We start from the raw sequence: 18212 nt of genomic DNA, 5'->3' as shown, positions 1-18212 counted from the left end.
CCGGTCTCGCCGCGGCCTTGACCGATCCTCATGCCGGTACCGCCATGCTGGCCTTCGGCCGCGCTGACGCGACGCGTCCTCCCCGGCGCTTCCTGCTGGCGCAGGAGCGCGGCCATGGCAGGATGAAGGGGGAGGACCAACCATGACCGCACTGCTCTCCATTGGATTCCTGCTGTTCCCGAAGCTGACCCAGCTCGACTTCACCGGCCCCTATGAGGTGATGAGCCGCCTGCCCGGCGCCGAGGTCCGCCTCATCTGGAAGGAGGCCGGCCCGGTCCGCGCCGATACCGGCCTCACCATGCTGGCCGACACGGCGATGGCCGACTGCCCGCAGCTCGACATCCTCTGCATCCCCGGCGGGCCGGGCGTCGCCGCGCTGATGGAGGACGAGGCGGTGCTCGCCTTCCTACGCGCCCAGGCACCGGGGCTGCGCTACCTCACCTCCGTCTGCACCGGCGCGCTGGTCCTCGGCGCCGCCGGGCTGCTGCGCGGCCGCCGCGCGACGACCCATTGGGCCAGCCACGACTTCCTCGCCGCCCTCGGCGCCGTGCCGGTGAAGGAGCGCGTGGTGCAGGACGGCAACCTCGTCACCGGCGGCGGCGTGACGGCGGGGGTGGACTTCGCCCTCACCATCGCCGCCGAGATCGCCGGGCCCGAGGCGGCGCAAGCGATCCAGCTCCAGATCGAATACGCCCCGGCCCCGCCCTTCAATGCCGGCCGGCCGGAGACGGCGCCCTCCTCGGTCCTCGCCGCCGCGCAGGCGCGCGGGGCAGGGATGCGGGCCGAGCGCGAGGCGCTGGTCCGGCGGGTGGCCGCGCGCCTCGCCGCCTGACCTGTTGCCCGATGCTGCGGTGCAGCGCACACTCGGGCGAATGGCCTTCGATCAGATCCCGCCCGTCGCCGAGCCCAGGACCGATGTGCGGCGGCTGATCCTGCTGCTCGGCATCTCCTGCTTCGCCGGGGCCTTCGGCGGCCGGGTGCTCGACCCCTTCGTGACGACGCTCGCCGCCGAGTTCGGGTCTCCCGTGCAGCAGGCGGCGTTGCTCGCCTCGGCCTATGCGCTGCCCTTCGCGCTGATCCAGCCCATCCTCGGCCCGGTCGGCGATGCGGTGGGCAAGCGGCGCATCATCCAGGTCGGCCTCTGCTGCCTGACCCTGTTCTGCCTGCTGGCCCCGCTGGCGCCGAGCCTCGGCGTGCTGCTGGCGCTCCGGGCGCTCGCCGGCATGGCCGCCGGCGGCATCATGCCGCTGACGCTCGCCGCCGTCGGCGACGCGGTGCCGATGGAGGGGCGGCAGGTGGCGCTCAGCCGGCTGCTGGTCTTCTCCATCGTCGGCCAGATCGCCGGCGGCGCCGTCGCCGGGGCGCTCGGCAGCGCGATAGGCTGGCGCGGCGTGATGCTGCTCTGCGCCGCGCTCGCCGCCGCCGCCGCGGTGGTGATGTTGACCATTCCCCTCAGCCGGGCGCCGGAGCCGCGCGGGCGGTTCGACGCGGTGCGCGCCATCCGCCGCTACCGCAGCATCCTCGCCCTGCCGCAGGCCCGCCTACTCTACGCCGCCGTGGCGATCGAGGGCGTGCTGGTCTTCGGCACCTTCCCCTATTTCGCCCCGATGCTGGAGGCGCGCGGCCTCGGTGGCTCGCTCGGCGCGACGGCGGAAGCGGGAATGACCGTCGCCGCCTTCGGCGCGGGCGGCGTCGTCTATGCGATGGTGGCCCGGCCCCTGCTGGCAAGGCTCGGCCAGGGCCGGATGGTGGTGCTCGGCGCGGCGCTCGCGGCGCTGGCCCTGATCGGCTTCGGCCTGGCGCAGACGGTGGCGGTCTTCATCCTGGCCGGGCTGGCGCTCGGGACCGGCTTCTACATGATCCACAACAGCATCCAGACCCGCGTGACGGAGCTGGCGCCGGAGGCTCGCGGCTCCGCCGTCGCGCTGCATGCCTTCCACTTCTTCACGGGCCAGTCGCTGGGGCCTGTGCTGATGGGCCTGGCCCTCGCGGGGCTGGGTGCCGCGCCGGCCCTGGCGCTGGCCGCCGTCGCGATCCTGCTGCTGGGCCTACGATTGAAGCGCCGGTAGCCGCCCCGCATCGCGCCGCTGCTCGAAGGCCTTGGCGTGGACATAGGCCGCCTCATGCAGCTCATGCGGAACGCCGGCCGCCTTCGCCGCCTCCAGCAGGAAGCCGAGGATATGATCCGCCTCGATCCGCCCGCCTGCCTCGAGGTCGCGCAGCATCGACGCCGCATAGCCCCCCGCCGGATCGGCGAAGATCCGCCGGAACTCCTCGACGAAGCCCGGCCGGACAGGGAACCCATTGGCCGCGGCGATGGCCGCGTTGCGCTCCAGCACGCGATGCATCAGCGCGACGCCACCCGGCGCCCGCGCGATCTCGCCTGTATTGGCCCGCATCAGCACGGTGCCGAGGGCGGTGGTGCCGAGATGCACCAGCTTCTCCCACATCCGCGCCATGATGTTGGGCACCGCCTCGACGACCATCCCCTCGGCCGGTGCGGCGAGCGCCGCCAGCGCCCGCGTCCGCTCCGAGGCGCTGCCATCCAGCTCCCCGAAGGTCAGCCAGCGCCAATCGCTCAGCTGCCTGACGACCCCGCCCGGCGTCAGCGTCGCCTGGATCTTGGCCAGGCCGCCCAGTACCTGCCCCTTGCCGAATTCCCGCTGAAGACGCGCGATATGCGAGAGCCCGTTGAGCACCGGCAACACCGCCGTCCCCGGCCCCATGGCGGGGCGGATGGCCTCGATCGCGGCATCGAGGTCGTAGGCCTTGCAGGTCAGCAGCACGATATCGAAGCCCGGCCCGGCCGTGGTCAGCGTCCGCACGGGCAACCGCGCATCGCCGAAGGGGCTCTCGATGACGAGCCCTTCGGCAGCCAGCCGTGCCTGCCGCGCCGGCCGGACAAGGAAGGCGACATCCGCCCCGGCCTGCACCAGGCGGCCACCGAAATAGCCGCCAAGCGCCCCAGCGCCGAGGCAGAGGATGCGCATGCTCAGCCGGCCTTCAGATGGTCCAGCAGCTTGGTCGTCGCCGCCGCCTTGTCGGTGCGGTCGATGGCGGCGAGCTCGGCCGCCAGCCGGTCCATCGCCTGCTCGTAGATCTGCCGCTCCGAGAAGGACTGGTCCGGCTGCCCGGCATTGCGGTGCAGGTCGCGCACTACCTCGGCGATGGCCACCGGGTCGCCGCTGTTGATCTTCGCCTCGTATTCCTGGGCGCGGCGGGACCACATGGTGCGCTTGATGCGGGCACGGCCCTTCAGCGTGTCCAGCGCCTCCTGCATCGAATCCGGCGCGGCCAGCTTGCGCAGGCCCGAGGAGGCGGCCTTGTTCACCGGCACCCGCAGCGTCATCCGGTTCTCGTCGAAGGTGACGACGATGACCTGGAGGGTGAGCCCGGCCGCGGACATCGCCTCGATGCCCTGGACGGTGCCGACCCCGTGGGTCGGATAGACGACATGGTCGCCGGCCTTGAATTCCACGGGCTTGGAAGGCTGCCTCGGCGGGATGGAAGGATGGGTATCGCGGCGCATCGGCATCGGGCCGCTGGGCGGCGCGCCGGTCGAGAAGACCGGCAGGGGCGGGGGCACCGGCGCGGCGGCCTGGACCTCGGCCATGCCGCGTGGCTCCGGCGCCTCGGCCTCCGGCTTGCCGGCGGCGTGCTTGGCGGGCGACTTGGCGACCGATGCGGCGACCGCGCGGGCGGGCTTCGTCTCGGCCTTCGGGGCCGAGGGCTTGGCGCGGGCGGGTTGCTTCATTCCGGGTAACTCTCCTGCGTCACCGGCGACGCCCCATGGCGCCGGGGAGGGGCGCACAGATGGGGTGACCGCCAGGACTTGTCATCGGCTCAGCGCCGGTCCGGTTCATTGCTCGGGCCGAAGCGACAGGGGCAGGCCCGTTTTCGGTGCCTGCGGGGCTCGGACGAACGAACCGGGACGGCTTTGTCATCATCCCGGAACCATAGCATTATTTCCCGGGATTGTCACCCAGGTGTCCGCCCGGAGAGCGTCGTCCCAATCCTGAGACGGCAGGGGCCTTACGGCTTGCCCGGATTGGCGCTGAACATCTCGCGCTTGCCGGGCTTGTCCTTCCACTCGTCGGCATCGACGGGCGGCTCGCCCTTGCGGGTGATGTTCGGCCATTCCGCCGCATAGGTGCGGTTCAACTCGGCATAGGGGGCGGCGCGGTCGTCGCTGTCGGGGACGATGGCCTCGGCCGGGCATTCCGGCTCGCAGACGCCGCAGTCGATGCACTCATCCGGGTGGATGACCAGCATGTTCTCGCCGACATAGAAACAGTCGACCGGGCAGACCTCCACGCAATCCATGAACTTGCACTTGATGCAATTTTCGATGACGACATAAGTCACGGCGGATCGGTCCTTCGGCGCAGTCCATGCGGCAAGGCCGAGACATGGACCGATGCGGCCCGGCTGACAAGCCGTCAGGCGGCAGAGTCGCCTGACATGTCTTCAAACAACAATCGCGCCTCGCTCGCCGGCCCGCGCCGGTCGCCGAGCGCCAGCACCCGCCAGACGCGCACCACCCCGCGCTCGGCGCTGCCGAGGGCGAAGGTCAGCACGTCGCCCGGGCGGAGCTTGTAATGCGGCTTGTCGGTCGGTTGCCGGTTCACCCGGACGCCACCCTTCTCGACGATGCGGGCACAGGCGGCGCGGGACTTCGCCACCCGCGCGCACCAGAGCCATTTGTCGAGCCGCTGCCAATCCTGGTCTTCGGACTCCACCGCCGCCTAGCGCAGCTTGAGCTGCGCCAGGATGGCGAAGGGCGAATCCGGATTGATCCGCGGCTCCGGCTTGCGCGGCGGCTGGGAGGGCCGGGGGCCGCGCGGCGGGCCGTCCTGGCGCGGGCGCTGCTGGTCCCGCTGCTGGTCGGTGCGGCCTTCCTGGCGGTATTGCGGGCGTCCCTCGGGCCGCCCCTCCTGCCTGCCCTCGGGCCGCGGCCCGCGATGCTGCGGCGGCCCCTTGCCCTGGTGCTGCGGCCGGCCGTGCTGGTGATGCGGCTTGCCCTGATGCTGCGGCCGCGGCCCGCGCAGCAGCTCGGCCGGCACCGGCGGGCCGAACATGCCCTCCGGCAGCGCGGCCGGCTGCGGCCGGGCCTGGTGTGGCGGGCGCCGGTCGCGCTGGCCCTGATCGCGCTGGCCCTGATGCGGCTGGCCCTGCGGCCGGCGCTCGCCGCCCCGCGCATGGTGCTGCGGCCGTGGCTGGGCGATGCGCAGCGGCGTCGGCGGCCCGTACTGCCCCTCCTCCAGCGGCTGCGGCTCCATCAGCCGGAAGCCGAGCGCCGTCAGCGTCACGCCAAGCGTATCCGCCTTCACCCCCAGCCGGCTGGCGAGGTCGGGGGGCGGCGGCGCCGGCGCCCGCCGCGTCAGGTAGCCCAGCTCGGCGGCGATGCGCTCCGCCACGTCGAGCCGCAGCAGCACCGGCCCCGCCTCGATCCAGCCTATGGTCGCCGCGAAGCCCTGCGGCCAGTCGGCCCAGAGCGGCGGCGTCGCCATCCCCGGCTCCGGCTTCTGCAGGGCGACGAGGCCCGGCGCCGGCAGGCCCGGCGTGTCGATGTTGCGCGACATGGCCCAGAGCTGGGCGCGCAGCGCCATGGCGCGCGGCTTCAGCGCCTCCGGCACGAAGAGCGCGAAGCGGCCGGCGCGCACGCCGATCGCCTTCAGCTTCTGCCGCAGGTCCGGGTTGATGTTGCCCTCCGTCCCGCCGAGGGCGAGGCCCAACTGCTCGCGCAGCAGGAAGGCCGGGCCGCGCAGCGCACCCTCCGCCTCCGCCTTGGCCTCGATCGTCGCCAGGATGCCGAGCTCCTTGGCGACCAGCCCCTCGACGAATTTGGCGAGCCGCGCCCGCACCCGCTCGCGCTGCGCACCGTCGAGGAACTCGCTCGGCAGCGGCTCCACCTGCGGCTTCGAGGGCTCGGAGCCCGGGCGCAGCCGCGCCACCTCGGCGATGCCGGCGCCATTGTTCCAGGTGATGCGATGGCTGGCCGTCAGCGCGAAGGCATCGTCCTTCGCCACCTCGAGCGCGGCGACGCGGCGCGGCATCTCTTCCTTCAGCGCCCGGCGGGCGGCGCGGAGGATGAGCTTCTTCTGCTCCTCCGTCTCCGCCTCGGCCTCGGGGTGGAAGAGGAAGCCCTCGACCTTGCCGACCGGATGCCCCTCGACCACCACCTCGCCCTGGCGGGTGACGGCGGAGAGCAGCTCCTCCTCGGTGTCGTCGAGCCGGCGGATGAGATGCGCGGCACGCCGATCGACGAAGCGCGCCGTCAGCCGCTCATGCAGCGCGTCGGAGACGGCATCCTCCGCCTTCCGCGCCTCGGCCTGGATGGTCGCCGCATCCTTCAGCCAGTCGGCGCGGGCGGCGACATAGGACCAGACGCGGATGCTGGCCAGCCGCGCCATCAGCGTGTCGAGATCGCCCTCGATGCTGCTGCATTGCGCGATCTGGCCGAGCGCCCACTCGTCCGGCAGCACGCCATCCTCGGCCAGGTGGCGGAAGACACGGCTGCACAGCGCCGCATGGCTGTCGTCCGACAGCTTGCGGAAATCCGGGATCTGGCAGGCTTCCCAGAGCAGCCGCACCCGGGCGCGGCTGGTGGCGAGCGCCCGCACCTCGTCCTCGCGCGCCAGCATCGAGAGGGTGATGTGGTCCGTCGCGTCATTGCCCTTGGCGAGGCCCGGCTGCGGCGCGGGTGCGGCGAGGCTGTCGAGCAGCGCATCGATGCTGGTGAAGTCGAGGTCGCTGTTGCGCCAGGCCAGCGTCTGCAACGGCTCGAAATTATGCGTCTCGATCTTGTGGACGATCTCGTCCGGCAGCGGCGGGCAATCCCCGGTCACGCCGAAGGTCCCGTCGCGCATGCCGCGGCCGGCGCGGCCGGCGATCTGCGCAGCTTCCTGAGCGGTGAGCTGGCGCGGCTTGTGGCCGTCGAATTTCTGCAGGGAAGCGAAGGCGACATGGTCCACATCCATGTTGAGGCCCATGCCAATGGCATCCGTCGCCACCAGGAAATCGACCTCGCGGTTCTGATAGAGCGCCACCTGGGCGTTGCGGGTGCGCGGCGAGAGCCGCCCCATGACCACGGCGCAGCCGCCCCGGCGCCGCCGGATGGCCTCGGCGATGGCATAGACCTCGCCGGCCGAGAAGGCGACGACGGCGCTGCGCGGCGGCAGGCGCGTCAGCTTCTGCGGGCCGGCATGCGTCAGCTGCGAGAGGCGCGGCCGCGTCTCGATCTCGGCCTGCGGGATCAGCCGCTGGAGCAGCGGCCGGATGGTCTCGGCGCCGAGGAACATGGTCTCGACCATGCCGCGGGCATTCAGCAGCCGGTCGGTGAAGACGTGGCCGCGATCCGGGTCGGCGCAAAGCTGGATCTCGTCGACCGCGAGGAATTCCACCCGCCGGTCGAGCGGCATGGCCTCCACCGTGCAGGCGAACCATTTCGCCTCCGCCGGAACGATCTTCTCCTCGCCGGTGATGAGCGCGACGTAGCGCTCCCCCTTGGCGGCGACCATGCGGTCGTAATTCTCGCGCGCCAGCAGGCGCAGCGGGAATCCGATGATGCCGCTGCTGTGCGCCAGCAGGCGGGTGATCGCCAGATGCGTCTTGCCGGTGTTGGTCGGGCCAAGCACCGCGCGAACCCGGGCGTCAAACATAGGGGGATGGGTGTCCGGCATGCGGCGCAATGCATGGGCCGGAAAGCCGCGGATTGCAACCTCATGCGGGGCCGCGCTACTCGGCGGCATGCCGAAGCCCCCCTCCGACCGCCCGTGGCGTTGAGCGCACCGCCGCGGTTCGCGCTGCTCTACGCCGCGCAATTCGCGACCGTGGGCGTGCTGCAGCCCTTCCTGCCCGCCGTGCTCGCCGGCCATGGACTGACGCCGGGGCAGATCGCCGCAGTGCTGGCGCTGGCCTCGGCCGTGCGGTTGCTGGCGGCCCCGGCGGTGGGGCGGGGGGCGGACGGCATCGGCGATGCCCGGAGCATCCTGGTCCTCGCCGCGGGGCTGGCGGCCTGCATGGTGACGGGCTTCGCCTGGGTACCTGGAATTGGGGCGCCGGGCTTCGGCGCGCTCGTCGCCGTCGCCATGCTGCATGCGCTGGTGAGCGCCCCCGTCGTGCCGCTCTCGGACGCGCTCTGCCTCGGCGCGGCGCGGCGGCTCGGCTTCGACTACGGCCGCGCCCGCTCGGCCGGCTCCGCCAGCTACATCGCGGCGGCGGTGCTCGCCGGCTTCGCCGTGCAGGCGGTGGGCGCCGTGGCGGTGATCTGGATCGCCTCGCTCTGCTACCTGCTGACGGTCCTGGCGGCACGCGGCCTGCCGCGGCTGGAAGCCACGGGCGGCGGCCGCGGCGGCTTCCGCGCGCCCTTCCGCGAGCCGGCCTTCCGCTGGCTGCTGCCCCTCTCGGCGCTGATCCAGGGCAGCCACGCGCTCTACTACGGCTTCGCCACCCTGCATTGGCAGGCGACGGGGCTCTCCTCCGGCGTCATCGGCCTGCTCTGGGCCGAGGGGGTGGTGGTGGAAGTCCTCCTCTTCCTCTCCTGGGGCAAGCCCCTGATGGAGCGGCTGGGCCCGGGCGGGATGGCCCTGCTCGCCGCCTCCGCCGGCCTGCTGCGCTGGAGCGTCACGGCCTCGACCAGCTGGCTGCCGGCGCTCATCGCCGTGCAGCTGCTGCACGCGCTGACCTTCGGCGCGATGCATCTCGCCGCCATGCGGGTGCTGGGCGGCCTGCCGCCCGGCCAGGCGGCGACGGCGCAGACGCTGCACGCCTCGCTCGGCACCGGCCTGGCGATGGGCGTGCTTACCTATCTGTGCGGGCCGCTCTACGCCAGCTTCGGCGGCGCTGGCTTCTGGGCCATGGCCGGGCTCTGCGCCCTCGCCCTGCCCCTGGCGATGCAGCTCCGCGCGGTGTTGCGCCGGCGCCCAGGCTGAGCCGCCGTCGAACGGGATTGCCCAACGAGAACAGACTGCCTGATGGTCCCCGCTGATAACGGGGCTCGAATTCGGCCCGGCCGGGGCGGAGCTGGCCCTACGCCGCTTCGGCCATGGGAACCGGCAGCTCCAGCTCTCGCCCGGCGTCGGGGCGGTGCCGCTCGCGCGTGGCGACGCCTTGCCGGGCGACACGGCGGCGTCAATGTCGCCGGAGACAATGATCCCGATCGACAATGAAATACTCTGTCAGCATAATTGTTTTGGTTGACCTTGCGACGAAATACGCCGTAACAGGTTTTCCTGTTCACGGACTTGTTTGCTCAGTTTCATTGAAGTGACAGGGAGTTGGAGTTTTGGCTAACTTTTTCGAAACCTTTAATCGTGGCGTCGGCCAGCTCAACCATACCTGGGGCAAGATCGACACCAGCATCGCTGGCCAGGTCACGCTCACCGGTTATTCCGGCATCATGCAGTGGCCGACGGGCGCGAGCGCCGGCAACGGCTACGGGCATTACGAGGTCGTCGCGGCGCTGAAGGGCAACCAAGCGGGCTCCGCCGTCATGCTCTGGCCGGGCAACGACAAGTGGCCGGGCACCGAGATGGACCTCGCCGAGATCCACAATGGCCGGGCCTACGGCACCGCCCATCACAAGACCTCCACCGGCGGCGACGGTTACCGCACCGTGACCTATGATGGCCTCGACGAGAGCAGGCCGCACAAGTATTCGCTCGACTGGACGCCGAACAAGCTCGTCTTCAAGGTGGACGGCCACACCTACGGCACCATCACCAAGAATGTCGGCAAGGATTTCGAGCATGGCGGCATCGATGCCGTCTTCGGCATGCTGAACAACAATCCCAACACCTCGCTGACGGTCTACGAGGTCAGCTACACCGACACCTGGATCGGCTAATTATTCTCCAGCAGGCCAGCCGGTAATGTCGGGCGGGCGCCCCTCATGGGGCGCCCCAAAAGCCACGCCGGGGGCAAGCTTCGAGGTTGCCCCCGTTATCCACAGCCATCCCCATGATCCACAGCCACCCGTCTGGGCTAGACTGGCGTCATGAACACCATGGACCCGTCCGCCCCATTCGCCGGCCTCGACAGCGGCATGCTGGGCCTCTCCCAGAGGCTCCCGCCCTCCAATCTGCAGGCGGAACAGGCGCTGCTCGGCGCCCTGCTGGCCAACAACAAGGCCTATGAACGGGTCTCCGAATTCCTTGCCCCGGAGCATTTCGCCGATGCGGTCCATGGCCGCATCTTCCGCGCCATCCAGCGCCGAATCGAGGCCGGCCAGCTCGCCGATGTCGTGACGCTGCGGCCGGAATTCGAGCATTCCGGCCTGCTCGACGAGGTCGGCGGCCCGGCCTACCTCGCCCAGCTCCTCTCGGCCATGATCGGCATCATTAATGCCGGCGAATACGGCCGGATGATCCACGACGCCTGGCTGCGCCGCCAGCTCGTCGATGTAGGCGAGGAGGTGGTGAACCGCGCCTATGGCGCCGAGCCCGATCTCGACGCCAAGGCCCAGCTCGAAGCCGCCGAGCAGCGCCTCTTCGACCTCGCCAAGGATGGCGGCTCGGAGGGCGGCTTCGTCACCTTCGAGCGGGCGCTGACGGATGCGGTGCTGGCCGCCGAGCGGGCCTTCTCGACGCCCGGCGGCGTCTCCGGCCTCTCCTCCGGCCTCCGCGACCTCGACGCCAAGACCGGCGGCCTCCACGGCTCCGACCTGCTGATCCTCGCCGGCCGCCCCGGCATGGGCAAGACGGCTCTCGCCACCAAGGTCGCCTTCGGCGCCGCCCAGGCCCTGGTGCGCGAGGCGCGCGAGAAGGGCCCCGACGTCCAGCCCCGCGGCACCGTCGCCATCTTCTCGCTGGAAATGAGCGCCGACCAGCTCGCCACCCGCCTGCTCTCCGAGGCCTCCCGCATCTCCGGCGACAAGATCCGCCGCGGCGACATCTCGCAGCGCGACTTCGACCGCTTCGTCGAGGTGAGCCGCGAGCTGGCCACCCTGCCGCTCGTCATCGACGACACGCCCGCCATCACCATCTCCGCCCTCCGTACCCGCTGCCGCCGGCTGAAGCGGACGCGCGGGCTTGAGTTCATCGTCGTCGACTACCTCCAGCTGATGCGCCCCGCGGCCGGTACGCGGCCCGAGAGCCGGGTGCTGGAAATCTCGATGATCACCCAGGGCCTCAAGGCGATTGCGAAAGAGCTGTCCGTCCCGGTGATGGCGCTCTCTCAGCTCTCCCGCGCCGTCGAGCAGCGCGAGGACAAGCGGCCGCAGCTCTCCGACCTCCGCGAATCCGGCTCCATCGAGCAGGACGCCGACATGGTCATGTTCGTCTACCGCGACGAATACTACCTCCAGCAGCGCCAGCCGAAGGATGTCGGCTTCGAGAAGGCCGACGACTTCGGCGAGGCCACCGCGAAGTGGCAGCAGGAGATGGAGCGCGTCCACAACCGCGCCGACCTCATCATCGCCAAGCAGCGCCACGGCCCGACCGGTACAATCCCGCTCTTCTTCGAGGCCGAGTTCACCCGCTTCGGCGATCTCGACCAGGCGCATATCGGCCATGATGGATATTGAGGCCCGCCTCACCATCAATCTCGCCGCGCTCGCCGCGAATTGGCGGCAACTCGCCGAGGGCCGGAGAGTCGGCGCGGCAGTGAAGGCCGATGGCTACGGCCTCGGCGCCCCGCCGGTCTCCCGCGCCCTGCTCGCCGCCGGCTGCCGGCATTTCTTCGTCGCCCACCTGGCGGAAGGCGTCGCGGTCCGCGCGGCGATCGGCCCCGGCCCGATGATCGCCATTCTCAACGGCTTCCCCCCCGGCCACCCGGAGGCCGGGGACCTGATCCCGGTCCTGAACGGCCTGCCCGACCTCGCCGCCTGGACCACGACCGCCCGCCAAGCCGGCCGGCCGCTGCCCGCGATCCTCCATATCGACACCGGCATGGCCCGCCTCGGCCTCGATGCGACGGAGCTGAATCGCCTCGCCGCCGACCACGGCCTGCTCGCCGGCCTCGACCTCCGCTACGTCATGACGCATCTCGCCTGCGCCGACGCACCGGAGCACCCGCTGAACGCCCGGCAGGCCACCCGCTTCGCCGCCGCCTGCGCCCGCCTGCCGCCCCTGCCGCGCAGCTTCGCCAATTCCTCCGGCCTCTTCCTCGGCCCGGATTTCGCCAGCGATCTCGGCCGGCCCGGCTGCGCCCTCTACGGCATCAACCCCACCCCCGCCCGGCCCAACCCGATGCGCCAAGTGGTGGGGCTGGAGGCCCCGATCCTGCAAATCCGCGAGATTCCGGCAGGGACGCCAGTGGGTTACGGCGCCAGCTGGACCGCCCCGCGCCCTTCCCGGACTGCCACGGTTGCCGCCGGGTATGCGGATGGCTACCTTCGCGCCCTCTCGGGGCGAGCCACCGGCATCCTCGCCGGTCGGCCCGTGCCCCTGGTTGGCCGGGTATCCATGGATCTGATCACCTTCGACGTGACCGATGTGCCTCTCCCCGCGCCCGGCGACCGGATCGGGCTGATCGGTCCCGGCCAGACGCCGGACGACCTGGCGACGGCCGCCGGCACCATCGGCTACGAGATCCTGACCTCGCTCGGCGCCCGCTACCGCCGTGAGTACACCGGCGCCTGATGGCGGCCATCCTGCTCGATCCGCTGGCGGCCCTCGGCCGCGCGACGCTCGGCGCCTGCCGCACCCTCGGCGACGTCGCCCTCTTCGCGCTGGAGGCGGTGAGCCATCTCGTCCGCCCGCCCTTCTACGGCCGCCTGTTCTGGGCCGCCTTCGTCGAAGTCGCCTGGTTCTCCCTGCCCGTCGTCGCGCTGACCGCGGTCTTCACCGGCATGGTCCTCGCCTTGCAGAGCTACACCGGCTTCGCCCGCTTCAACGCCCAGAGCGCCATCGCCAGCGTCGTCGTCATCTCCCTGGTCCGCGAATTGGGGCCCGTGCTCGCTGCGCTGATGGTCGCCGGCCGCATCGGCGCCAGCTTCGCCGCCGAGATCGGCACCATGCGCGTCACCGACCAGATCGACGCCCTGACCACCCTCTCCACCAACCCGATGAAATACCTCGTCGCCCCACGCCTGCTGGCCGCGACCCTGGCGCTCCCCCTGCTCGTGCTGGTGGCCGACATCCTCGGCGTCATGGGCGGCTGGCTGATCGGCACGCTGAAGCTCGGCTTCGTCTCCGCCGCCTACCTGAAGTCGACCTTCGACTTCCTCCAGACCGGCGACGTGATCTCGGGCCTCGTCAAGGCCGCGGTCTTCGGCTTCATCATCGCGCTGATGGGCACCTGGTGCGGCTACCGCAGCAAGGGTGGCGCGCAGGGCGTCGGCGGGGCGACGACGGCCGCCGTGGTCGCCTCCTCCATCCTGATCCTCGCACTCGACTACGTGCTGACCGAGATCTTCTTCGCCCAATGAGCGGGGCCCTTCCCAAGATCCGCATGCGCGGCGTGAAGAAGGCCTTCGGCCCGAAGCGCGTGCTCGACGGCGTCGACCTCGACGTGGCGGCGGGGCAGGGGATGGTGATCCTCGGCGGCTCCGGCTCCGGCAAGTCGGTGACGATCAAATGCATCCTCGGCCTGATCGAGCCCGATGAAGGCGTCATCGAGATCGACGGCGTCGACGTGCTGAAGCTGCCGCGCCGCGAGCGCGAGGCCCTCGGCGACCGCATCGGCATGCTGTTCCAGAACGGCGCGCTCTTCGACAGCCTCCCCGTCTGGGAGAATGTCTGCTTCAAGCTCCTCGCGCAGAACCGCATCACCCGCGCCAAGGCCCGCGAAAAGGCGGTGGAAGTACTGGCCCAGGTCGGCCTCGCCGAGACGGTCGGCGACCTCTCCCCGGCCGAGCTCTCGGGCGGCATGCAGAAGCGCGTGGCCCTGGCCCGCGCCATCGCCGCCCAGCCCGACATCATCTTCTTCGACGAGCCGACCACCGGCCTCGACCCCATCATGGGCGCCGTCATCGACGGGCTGATCGTCGACTGCGTGAAGCGCCTCGGCGCCACCGCCGTTTCCATCACCCACGACATGGCCAGCGCCCGCCGCATCGGCGAGACCGCGGCGATGATCCACAAGGGCCGCATCGTCTGGACCGGCCCGGCCGGCAATCTCGGCCATAGCGGCAATGCGATGGTCGACCAGTTCGCCAATGGCGAGCGCGAGGGGCCGATTCAGATGGAGCTGCGGCGCTAGCCACCGCTGGACAGGGGCTCGCGCCCAGGCGTTCACTCCTCCCACACGGGAGGAACCAGGCAATGACACCCACCCAACGCGAGCAGGTGAAATCCGACCTGCAGGCCTATGTCGCCCAGCACGGCCTCAGCATTCACGACCTCGCCGCCCGGATGAAAGCGAGCGGCCGCAAGGTCGATGCCAAGATCCTCCACCGCTTCCTCGACCGCGGCCTGGTGGTCGACGACACCGTGCTCGCCGTCTATCGCGGCTTCGTCGATACGCCAGCCTGACCGCCGCCGCCGCTTTTCCTCGCTTTCCGCCCCCGGCATGACGCATCCTCCCCGTGCCGGGCGGCGCCCCGGGCGTCGCCGCGGCCAAGGCTTCGCTTGGGAGGAACAAACCATGCACAACCTGACCCGCAGGGCGACGCTCGCCCTCGGCGCCGCCGCGCTCACCGGCCCCGCCTTCGCCCAGCCCGCCATCCCCCGCCGCGACGTCGCCCCGCCCCGCCTGCCGCTGGAGCCGGGCGCCAGCCTCCGCATCATCCGCCCCTCGCGCTTCGTCGAGCCGGACGAAGTGATCTTCCGCCGCAACGCCCAGGCCTTCCAGGACCGCTACAACATCCCCGTCCGCATCGATTTCGTCGGCTGGGAAGATATCCGCCCGCAGACCGCCGTCGTCGCCAATACCGGCAGCGGGCCCGACATCGTCATCGGCTGGGCCGACGACCCGCATATCTACCAGGACAAGGTCGTCGAGGTCTCCGACATCGCCGAGTATCTCGGCCAGCGCTATGGCGGCTGGATGTTCCTCGCCGAGAAATACGGCAAGAAGGACCGCTCGCAGACCTGGCTCGGCCTGCCGATCGGCGGGAATATCGGCCCGGCGAATTACCGCATCTCGGCGCTGAAGGAGGTGGGGTTCGACGCCATCCCGCAGGACCATGCCGGCTTCCTGAAGCTCTGCCAGGTCCTGCGCCAAGCTGGCAAGCCGGCGGGCTTCGCCCTCGGCAACGCGGTCGGCGACGGCAACGGCTTCGCCAACTGGCTGCTCTGGTCGCATGGCGCCATGCTGGTGGACGAGGACGGCAAGGTCGCCATCAACAGCCGCGAGACCGTCAACGCCCTGACCTACCTGAAGGACCTCTACCCCACCTTCATCAACGGCACGCTCTCCTGGTCCGACACCTCCAACAACCGGGCATTCTCGGCGCAGGAGATCTGGCTGACGGCCAACGGTGTCTCGCTCTACTTCGCCGTCAAGAACGACCCCAACACACGCCCCATCGCCGAGGATATGAACCACGCGCTGATGCCGCGCGGCCTCGCCAGCGCGCCGCCCCATTCGGCGACGGTGATGAACGCCATGGTCTTCCGGCACACGCGCTACCCCAACGTGGCCAAGACCTTCCTCGCCTTCATGATGGAGGCCGAGCAGTACGACCCCTGGCTGCTCGGCTGCCTCGGCTACTGGGCGCATCCGCTGAACGCCTACAAGCAGAGCGCCGTCTGGACCTCGGACCCCAAGCTCGCCGTCTTCGCCGACACGATGAACATGCCCTTCTGGAGCGGCTATCGCGGCCCGATCAGCCTCGCCTCCGGCGCCGTCGCGGCCGATTACGTGCTGATCCAGATGTGCGCCTCCGTCGCCTCCGGCCAGGCGACGCCCGAGGCCGCGGCGCGCGAGGCGGAGCGCCGGGCGAAGCGGCACTACCGCAACGGCTGACCAAGGCAGGGCGGGGAGAAATCCTCGCCCTCAGTCGAAGACGCCCGGCCCCAGCTTCCGCTCGTAATGCTTCGAATACTTGTCGGTGATCAGCTCGGTCTTCACCACGATGCAGACATCCGTGGTGTTGAACTGCGGATCGAGCACCGCGCCGTCGCCGATGAAGCCGCCGAGGCGGAGATAGCCCTTGATGAGCGGCGGCAGCTCGTTCTGCACTGCGCGGATGTCGAGCGCGGCCGGCGGCAGCCGGTCCATCGGCACGTAGCGTTCGGGCAGCGCCCGCGGCCGCAGCGCCGGCGGCGCCAGGTGATGGGCGTGCAGATAGCTCAGCACCGGGGCCAGCGCGTCGAGATCCGTCCCCGGCAGGCTGGCGCAGCCGAACATCACGTCGATCCGGTGTCGAAAGACATAGGCCGCGATGCCGCGCCAGAGCAGCTGCAAGGTGCCCCGCGTGCGATGGTTGGCGCCGACGCAGGAGCGGCCCAGCTCCAGGATCGGGCCGGGCAGGGCGACCAGCGGCGCAATATCGTATTCCGCGGCCGAATAGAAGCCACCCACCGCCCGCGCCGCCTCGCGCCGGATCAGCCGGTAGGTGCCGACGACCGATTCCGGCCCCTCGCCAAGGTCGTGGTCGATGACCAGCAGATGGTCGGCCACGGGATCGAAGGCGTCGCGGTCGCGGGCACTCGCCCGCGTCTCGGCATCCGGGTGCGCGCCCATTTCCTCGTAGAAGACGCGGAAGCGCAGCGCCTGCGCGGCATCGACCTCCTCCGCCGTCTCGGCGATGCGGACGCCGAGGTTGCCGGCCCGCAGCTCGCCGAAGCCGGCGCCGGCGGGCGGCACGGGCACGGCTGCGAGGGGCCCGGCCCTCATGTCTCGTCCCGCGGCTTGGTGGGGGGCGCCTTGCCGTCAGGGAAGCGCCGGCCGAACAGCTCCAGCCGATGGTCCACCAGCTCGAAGCCGAGGCGGGCGGCGATCTCCTGGACGATTTCCAAGTGCCGCGGATCGGCGAATTCGATCACCTTGCCGGTGTCGACATCGATCAGGTGGTAGTGCTGGCCGCGATCCGCCTGGTCGTAGCGGGCGCGGCCGCCACCGAAGTCCCGCCGCTCGAGGATACCCTTCTCCTCCAGCAGGCGGACGGTGCGGTATACGGTGGCGATGGAGATGCGGCTGTCCTGCGCCACGGCGCGGCGGTACAGCTCCTCGACATCGGGGTGGTCCTCGCTGTCCGAGAGCACCCGGGCGATGAGCCGGCGCTGCCCGGTCATCTTGAGGCCGCGCTCTATGCACATCCTCTCGATGCGGGAGATGCCCTCACGGTCGGCGGAAGCGGGCGTATCCATGCGGCTGGCGGTCTGCCCTTCCTGGGGTCGCTGAAGATCGGGAGGGCGACCATAGACCGATGCCGCGCCCGCGACCATGCCCGCGACCATGTCCGCAACCTTGGGGGGGCGACCCCCGGCGCCGCTCCGCGATGCGGGGGGCGGCTCCAGGGGCGATGCGCCCCTCCTCAGGCCGTCTTGGCGGCGGCGGGGGCGGCCTCGCGCCGGCCAGCCCGCGGCGGACGGCCGCGCGGCTTGGTGCCGAGGCCGATCTTCTTGGCGAGCGAGGACCGATGCTTGGCATAATTCGGCGCCACCATCGGATAATCCGAGCCAAGGCCCCAACGCTCCCGGTATTGCTCGGGCGTCAGATTGTAGGAAGTCTGCAGATGCCGCTTCAGCATCTTGAGCTTCTTACCGTCCTCGAGGCAGATCAGGTATTCGGGGGTGATCGACTTCTTGACGGGAACGGCAGGCTGCGGCCGATCGGGCTGCGACTTCACCATCGGCTGCCCGACCGAGGCCAGCGTCTTGTATACTTCCTGGATCAGGTTCGGCAGATCGGCCAGGGCGACCGGATTGTTGGACACATGCGCTGCAACGATTTCAGCGGTCAGTCCAAGCAGCTCGGTCGAGGGGGTTTCTTCAGCCATCCAGCGCATCTTCCTGTTTGAAGTCTACGCCCTATAGTACCTGTCACGGCCGTTTCGCAATCCGTTTCGAGTGATTGAAGGGCAAGAAACCTTGAGTTTTGTAAGTGCTAAAGAACTGACCGGCGACCGTCAGATCGACATTACGGCCGAGACTTGCCCGATGACCTTCGTCCGCACGCGGCTTGCGCTCGACCGTATGGTATCGGGCGAAACCTTGCTGGTCCGGCTGCGCGGCGAGGAACCCCGTCGCAACATCCCGAAGACCGCGACGGAGCAGGGCCACACGGTCCTGGCCGAGGCGGAGGCCGGGGACGGCACGGTGCTGCTGCTGCTCCGCAAGGGCTGATCCTGCTTGCACCGCCGCCAGCAGCTTGTTATTAGGACT

General features: G+C 70.5%; 19 protein-coding genes. 11 read left to right on the top strand and 8 right to left on the bottom strand.

The window, feature by feature from the left end; translation table 11 throughout:
* Nucleotides 1-142 precede the first annotated feature (142 nt).
* Both EP26_RS10165 and EP26_RS10160 read left to right on the top strand, forming a co-directional pair.
* Nucleotides 143-832 carry a DJ-1/PfpI family protein gene (locus EP26_RS10165; RefSeq protein ID WP_043338270.1) on the top strand — a complete coding sequence of 230 codons (690 nt, stop codon included), beginning with the start codon at nucleotides 143-145 and terminating at the stop codon, nucleotides 830-832.
* A 40-nt stretch (nucleotides 833-872) separates the two neighbouring features.
* Nucleotides 873-2069: an MFS transporter gene (locus EP26_RS10160; RefSeq protein ID WP_052389014.1), complete on the top strand. Its 1197-nt coding sequence runs from the start codon at nucleotides 873-875 to the stop codon at nucleotides 2067-2069.
* Here the strand turns inward: EP26_RS10160 and EP26_RS10155 are convergent.
* The 5 genes from EP26_RS10155 to EP26_RS10125 form a co-directional block, all read right to left on the bottom strand.
* Entirely contained in the window at nucleotides 2049-2990 is a 942-nt protein-coding gene (locus EP26_RS10155) for a ketopantoate reductase family protein (protein ID WP_043338269.1), read from the bottom strand. The two genes, EP26_RS10160 and EP26_RS10155, sit on opposite strands and share 21 nt — an antisense overlap.
* A 2-nt stretch (nucleotides 2991-2992) precedes the next feature.
* The gene (locus tag EP26_RS10150; RefSeq protein WP_084112437.1) at nucleotides 2993-3754 is read right to left on the bottom strand and encodes a CarD family transcriptional regulator; all 762 of its coding nucleotides are present in this window, start codon (nucleotides 3752-3754) and stop codon (nucleotides 2993-2995) included.
* 278 nt (nucleotides 3755-4032) lie between these two features.
* Entirely contained in the window at nucleotides 4033-4365 is a 333-nt protein-coding gene (gene fdxA, locus EP26_RS10145) for a ferredoxin FdxA (protein ID WP_043338267.1), read from the bottom strand.
* A gap of 74 nt (nucleotides 4366-4439) precedes the next feature.
* A complete protein-coding gene (locus EP26_RS10140; RefSeq protein WP_043338265.1) occupies nucleotides 4440-4739 on the bottom strand; it encodes an RNA-binding S4 domain-containing protein in 300 nt (99 codons plus the stop codon).
* Between the two features lie 6 nt (nucleotides 4740-4745).
* Nucleotides 4746-7661 carry a helicase-related protein gene (locus EP26_RS10125; protein WP_084112436.1) on the bottom strand — a complete coding sequence of 972 codons (2916 nt, stop codon included), beginning with the start codon at nucleotides 7659-7661 and terminating at the stop codon, nucleotides 4746-4748.
* Nucleotides 7662-7694: 33 nt separating this feature from the next.
* On the opposite strand from EP26_RS10125, the gene EP26_RS10120 reads away from it, so the two are divergent.
* The 8 genes from EP26_RS10120 to EP26_RS10085 all read left to right on the top strand — a co-directional run bounded on the left by EP26_RS10120 (nucleotide 7695) and on the right by EP26_RS10085 (nucleotide 15849).
* Nucleotides 7695-8933, top strand: a complete 1239-nt coding sequence (locus EP26_RS10120; RefSeq protein ID WP_052389013.1) for an MFS transporter — start codon at nucleotides 7695-7697, stop codon at nucleotides 8931-8933.
* 353 nt (nucleotides 8934-9286) lie between these two features.
* Nucleotides 9287-9847, top strand: a complete 561-nt coding sequence (locus tag EP26_RS10115) for a family 16 glycosylhydrolase (protein WP_043338263.1) — start codon at nucleotides 9287-9289, stop codon at nucleotides 9845-9847.
* Nucleotides 9848-9997: 150 nt separating this feature from the next.
* Entirely contained in the window at nucleotides 9998-11524 is a 1527-nt protein-coding gene (locus tag EP26_RS10110; protein WP_043338260.1) for a replicative DNA helicase, read from the top strand.
* The gene (alr, locus tag EP26_RS10105) at nucleotides 11511-12581 is read left to right on the top strand and encodes an alanine racemase (RefSeq protein ID WP_408735097.1); all 1071 of its coding nucleotides are present in this window, start codon (nucleotides 11511-11513) and stop codon (nucleotides 12579-12581) included. The genes EP26_RS10110 and alr overlap by 14 nt, the downstream gene beginning before the upstream one ends.
* Nucleotides 12581-13369, top strand: coding sequence for an MlaE family ABC transporter permease (locus tag EP26_RS10100; RefSeq protein WP_043338258.1), 789 nt, complete (start codon nucleotides 12581-12583; stop codon nucleotides 13367-13369). The genes alr and EP26_RS10100 overlap by 1 nt, the downstream gene beginning before the upstream one ends.
* Nucleotides 13366-14142 (top strand): ABC transporter ATP-binding protein, encoded by a 777-nt coding sequence (locus EP26_RS10095; RefSeq protein ID WP_043338256.1) that lies wholly within the window; start codon nucleotides 13366-13368, stop codon nucleotides 14140-14142. The genes EP26_RS10100 and EP26_RS10095 overlap by 4 nt, the downstream gene beginning before the upstream one ends.
* Before the next feature lie 62 nt (nucleotides 14143-14204).
* A complete protein-coding gene (locus EP26_RS10090; RefSeq protein ID WP_043338254.1) occupies nucleotides 14205-14414 on the top strand; it encodes a hypothetical protein in 210 nt (69 codons plus the stop codon).
* A 112-nt stretch (nucleotides 14415-14526) separates the two neighbouring features.
* Nucleotides 14527-15849: an ABC transporter substrate-binding protein gene (locus EP26_RS10085; protein WP_043338253.1), complete on the top strand. Its 1323-nt coding sequence runs from the start codon at nucleotides 14527-14529 to the stop codon at nucleotides 15847-15849.
* Between the two features lie 30 nt (nucleotides 15850-15879).
* Here the strand turns inward: EP26_RS10085 and EP26_RS10080 are convergent, their stop codons facing one another.
* The 3 genes from EP26_RS10080 to EP26_RS10070 all read right to left on the bottom strand — a co-directional run bounded on the left by EP26_RS10080 (nucleotide 15880) and on the right by EP26_RS10070 (nucleotide 17827).
* A complete protein-coding gene (locus EP26_RS10080; RefSeq protein WP_052389012.1) occupies nucleotides 15880-16722 on the bottom strand; it encodes a GNAT family N-acetyltransferase in 843 nt (280 codons plus the stop codon).
* Nucleotides 16719-17195 (bottom strand): Fur family transcriptional regulator, encoded by a 477-nt coding sequence (locus tag EP26_RS10075; RefSeq protein ID WP_043338251.1) that lies wholly within the window; start codon nucleotides 17193-17195, stop codon nucleotides 16719-16721. Before EP26_RS10075 ends, EP26_RS10080 begins: the two co-directional genes overlap by 4 nt.
* A 167-nt stretch (nucleotides 17196-17362) precedes the next feature.
* Nucleotides 17363-17827, bottom strand: coding sequence for a MucR family transcriptional regulator (locus EP26_RS10070; RefSeq protein WP_043338250.1), 465 nt, complete (start codon nucleotides 17825-17827; stop codon nucleotides 17363-17365).
* 91 nt (nucleotides 17828-17918) lie between these two features.
* Here EP26_RS10070 and EP26_RS10065 point away from each other — a divergent pair, with 91 nt between their 5' ends.
* Nucleotides 17919-18173 (top strand): sulfurtransferase TusA family protein, encoded by a 255-nt coding sequence (locus tag EP26_RS10065; protein ID WP_052389011.1) that lies wholly within the window; start codon nucleotides 17919-17921, stop codon nucleotides 18171-18173.
* Nucleotides 18174-18212: the final 39 nt, after the last annotated feature.

Source organism: Belnapia moabensis DSM 16746, assembly GCF_000745835.1.
GTDB classification, from domain to species: Bacteria; Pseudomonadota; Alphaproteobacteria; order Acetobacterales; family Acetobacteraceae; genus Belnapia; species Belnapia moabensis.
Note: the sequence above shows the minus strand (reverse complement) of the source record. Positions and strands in the feature narration are given on the sequence as shown.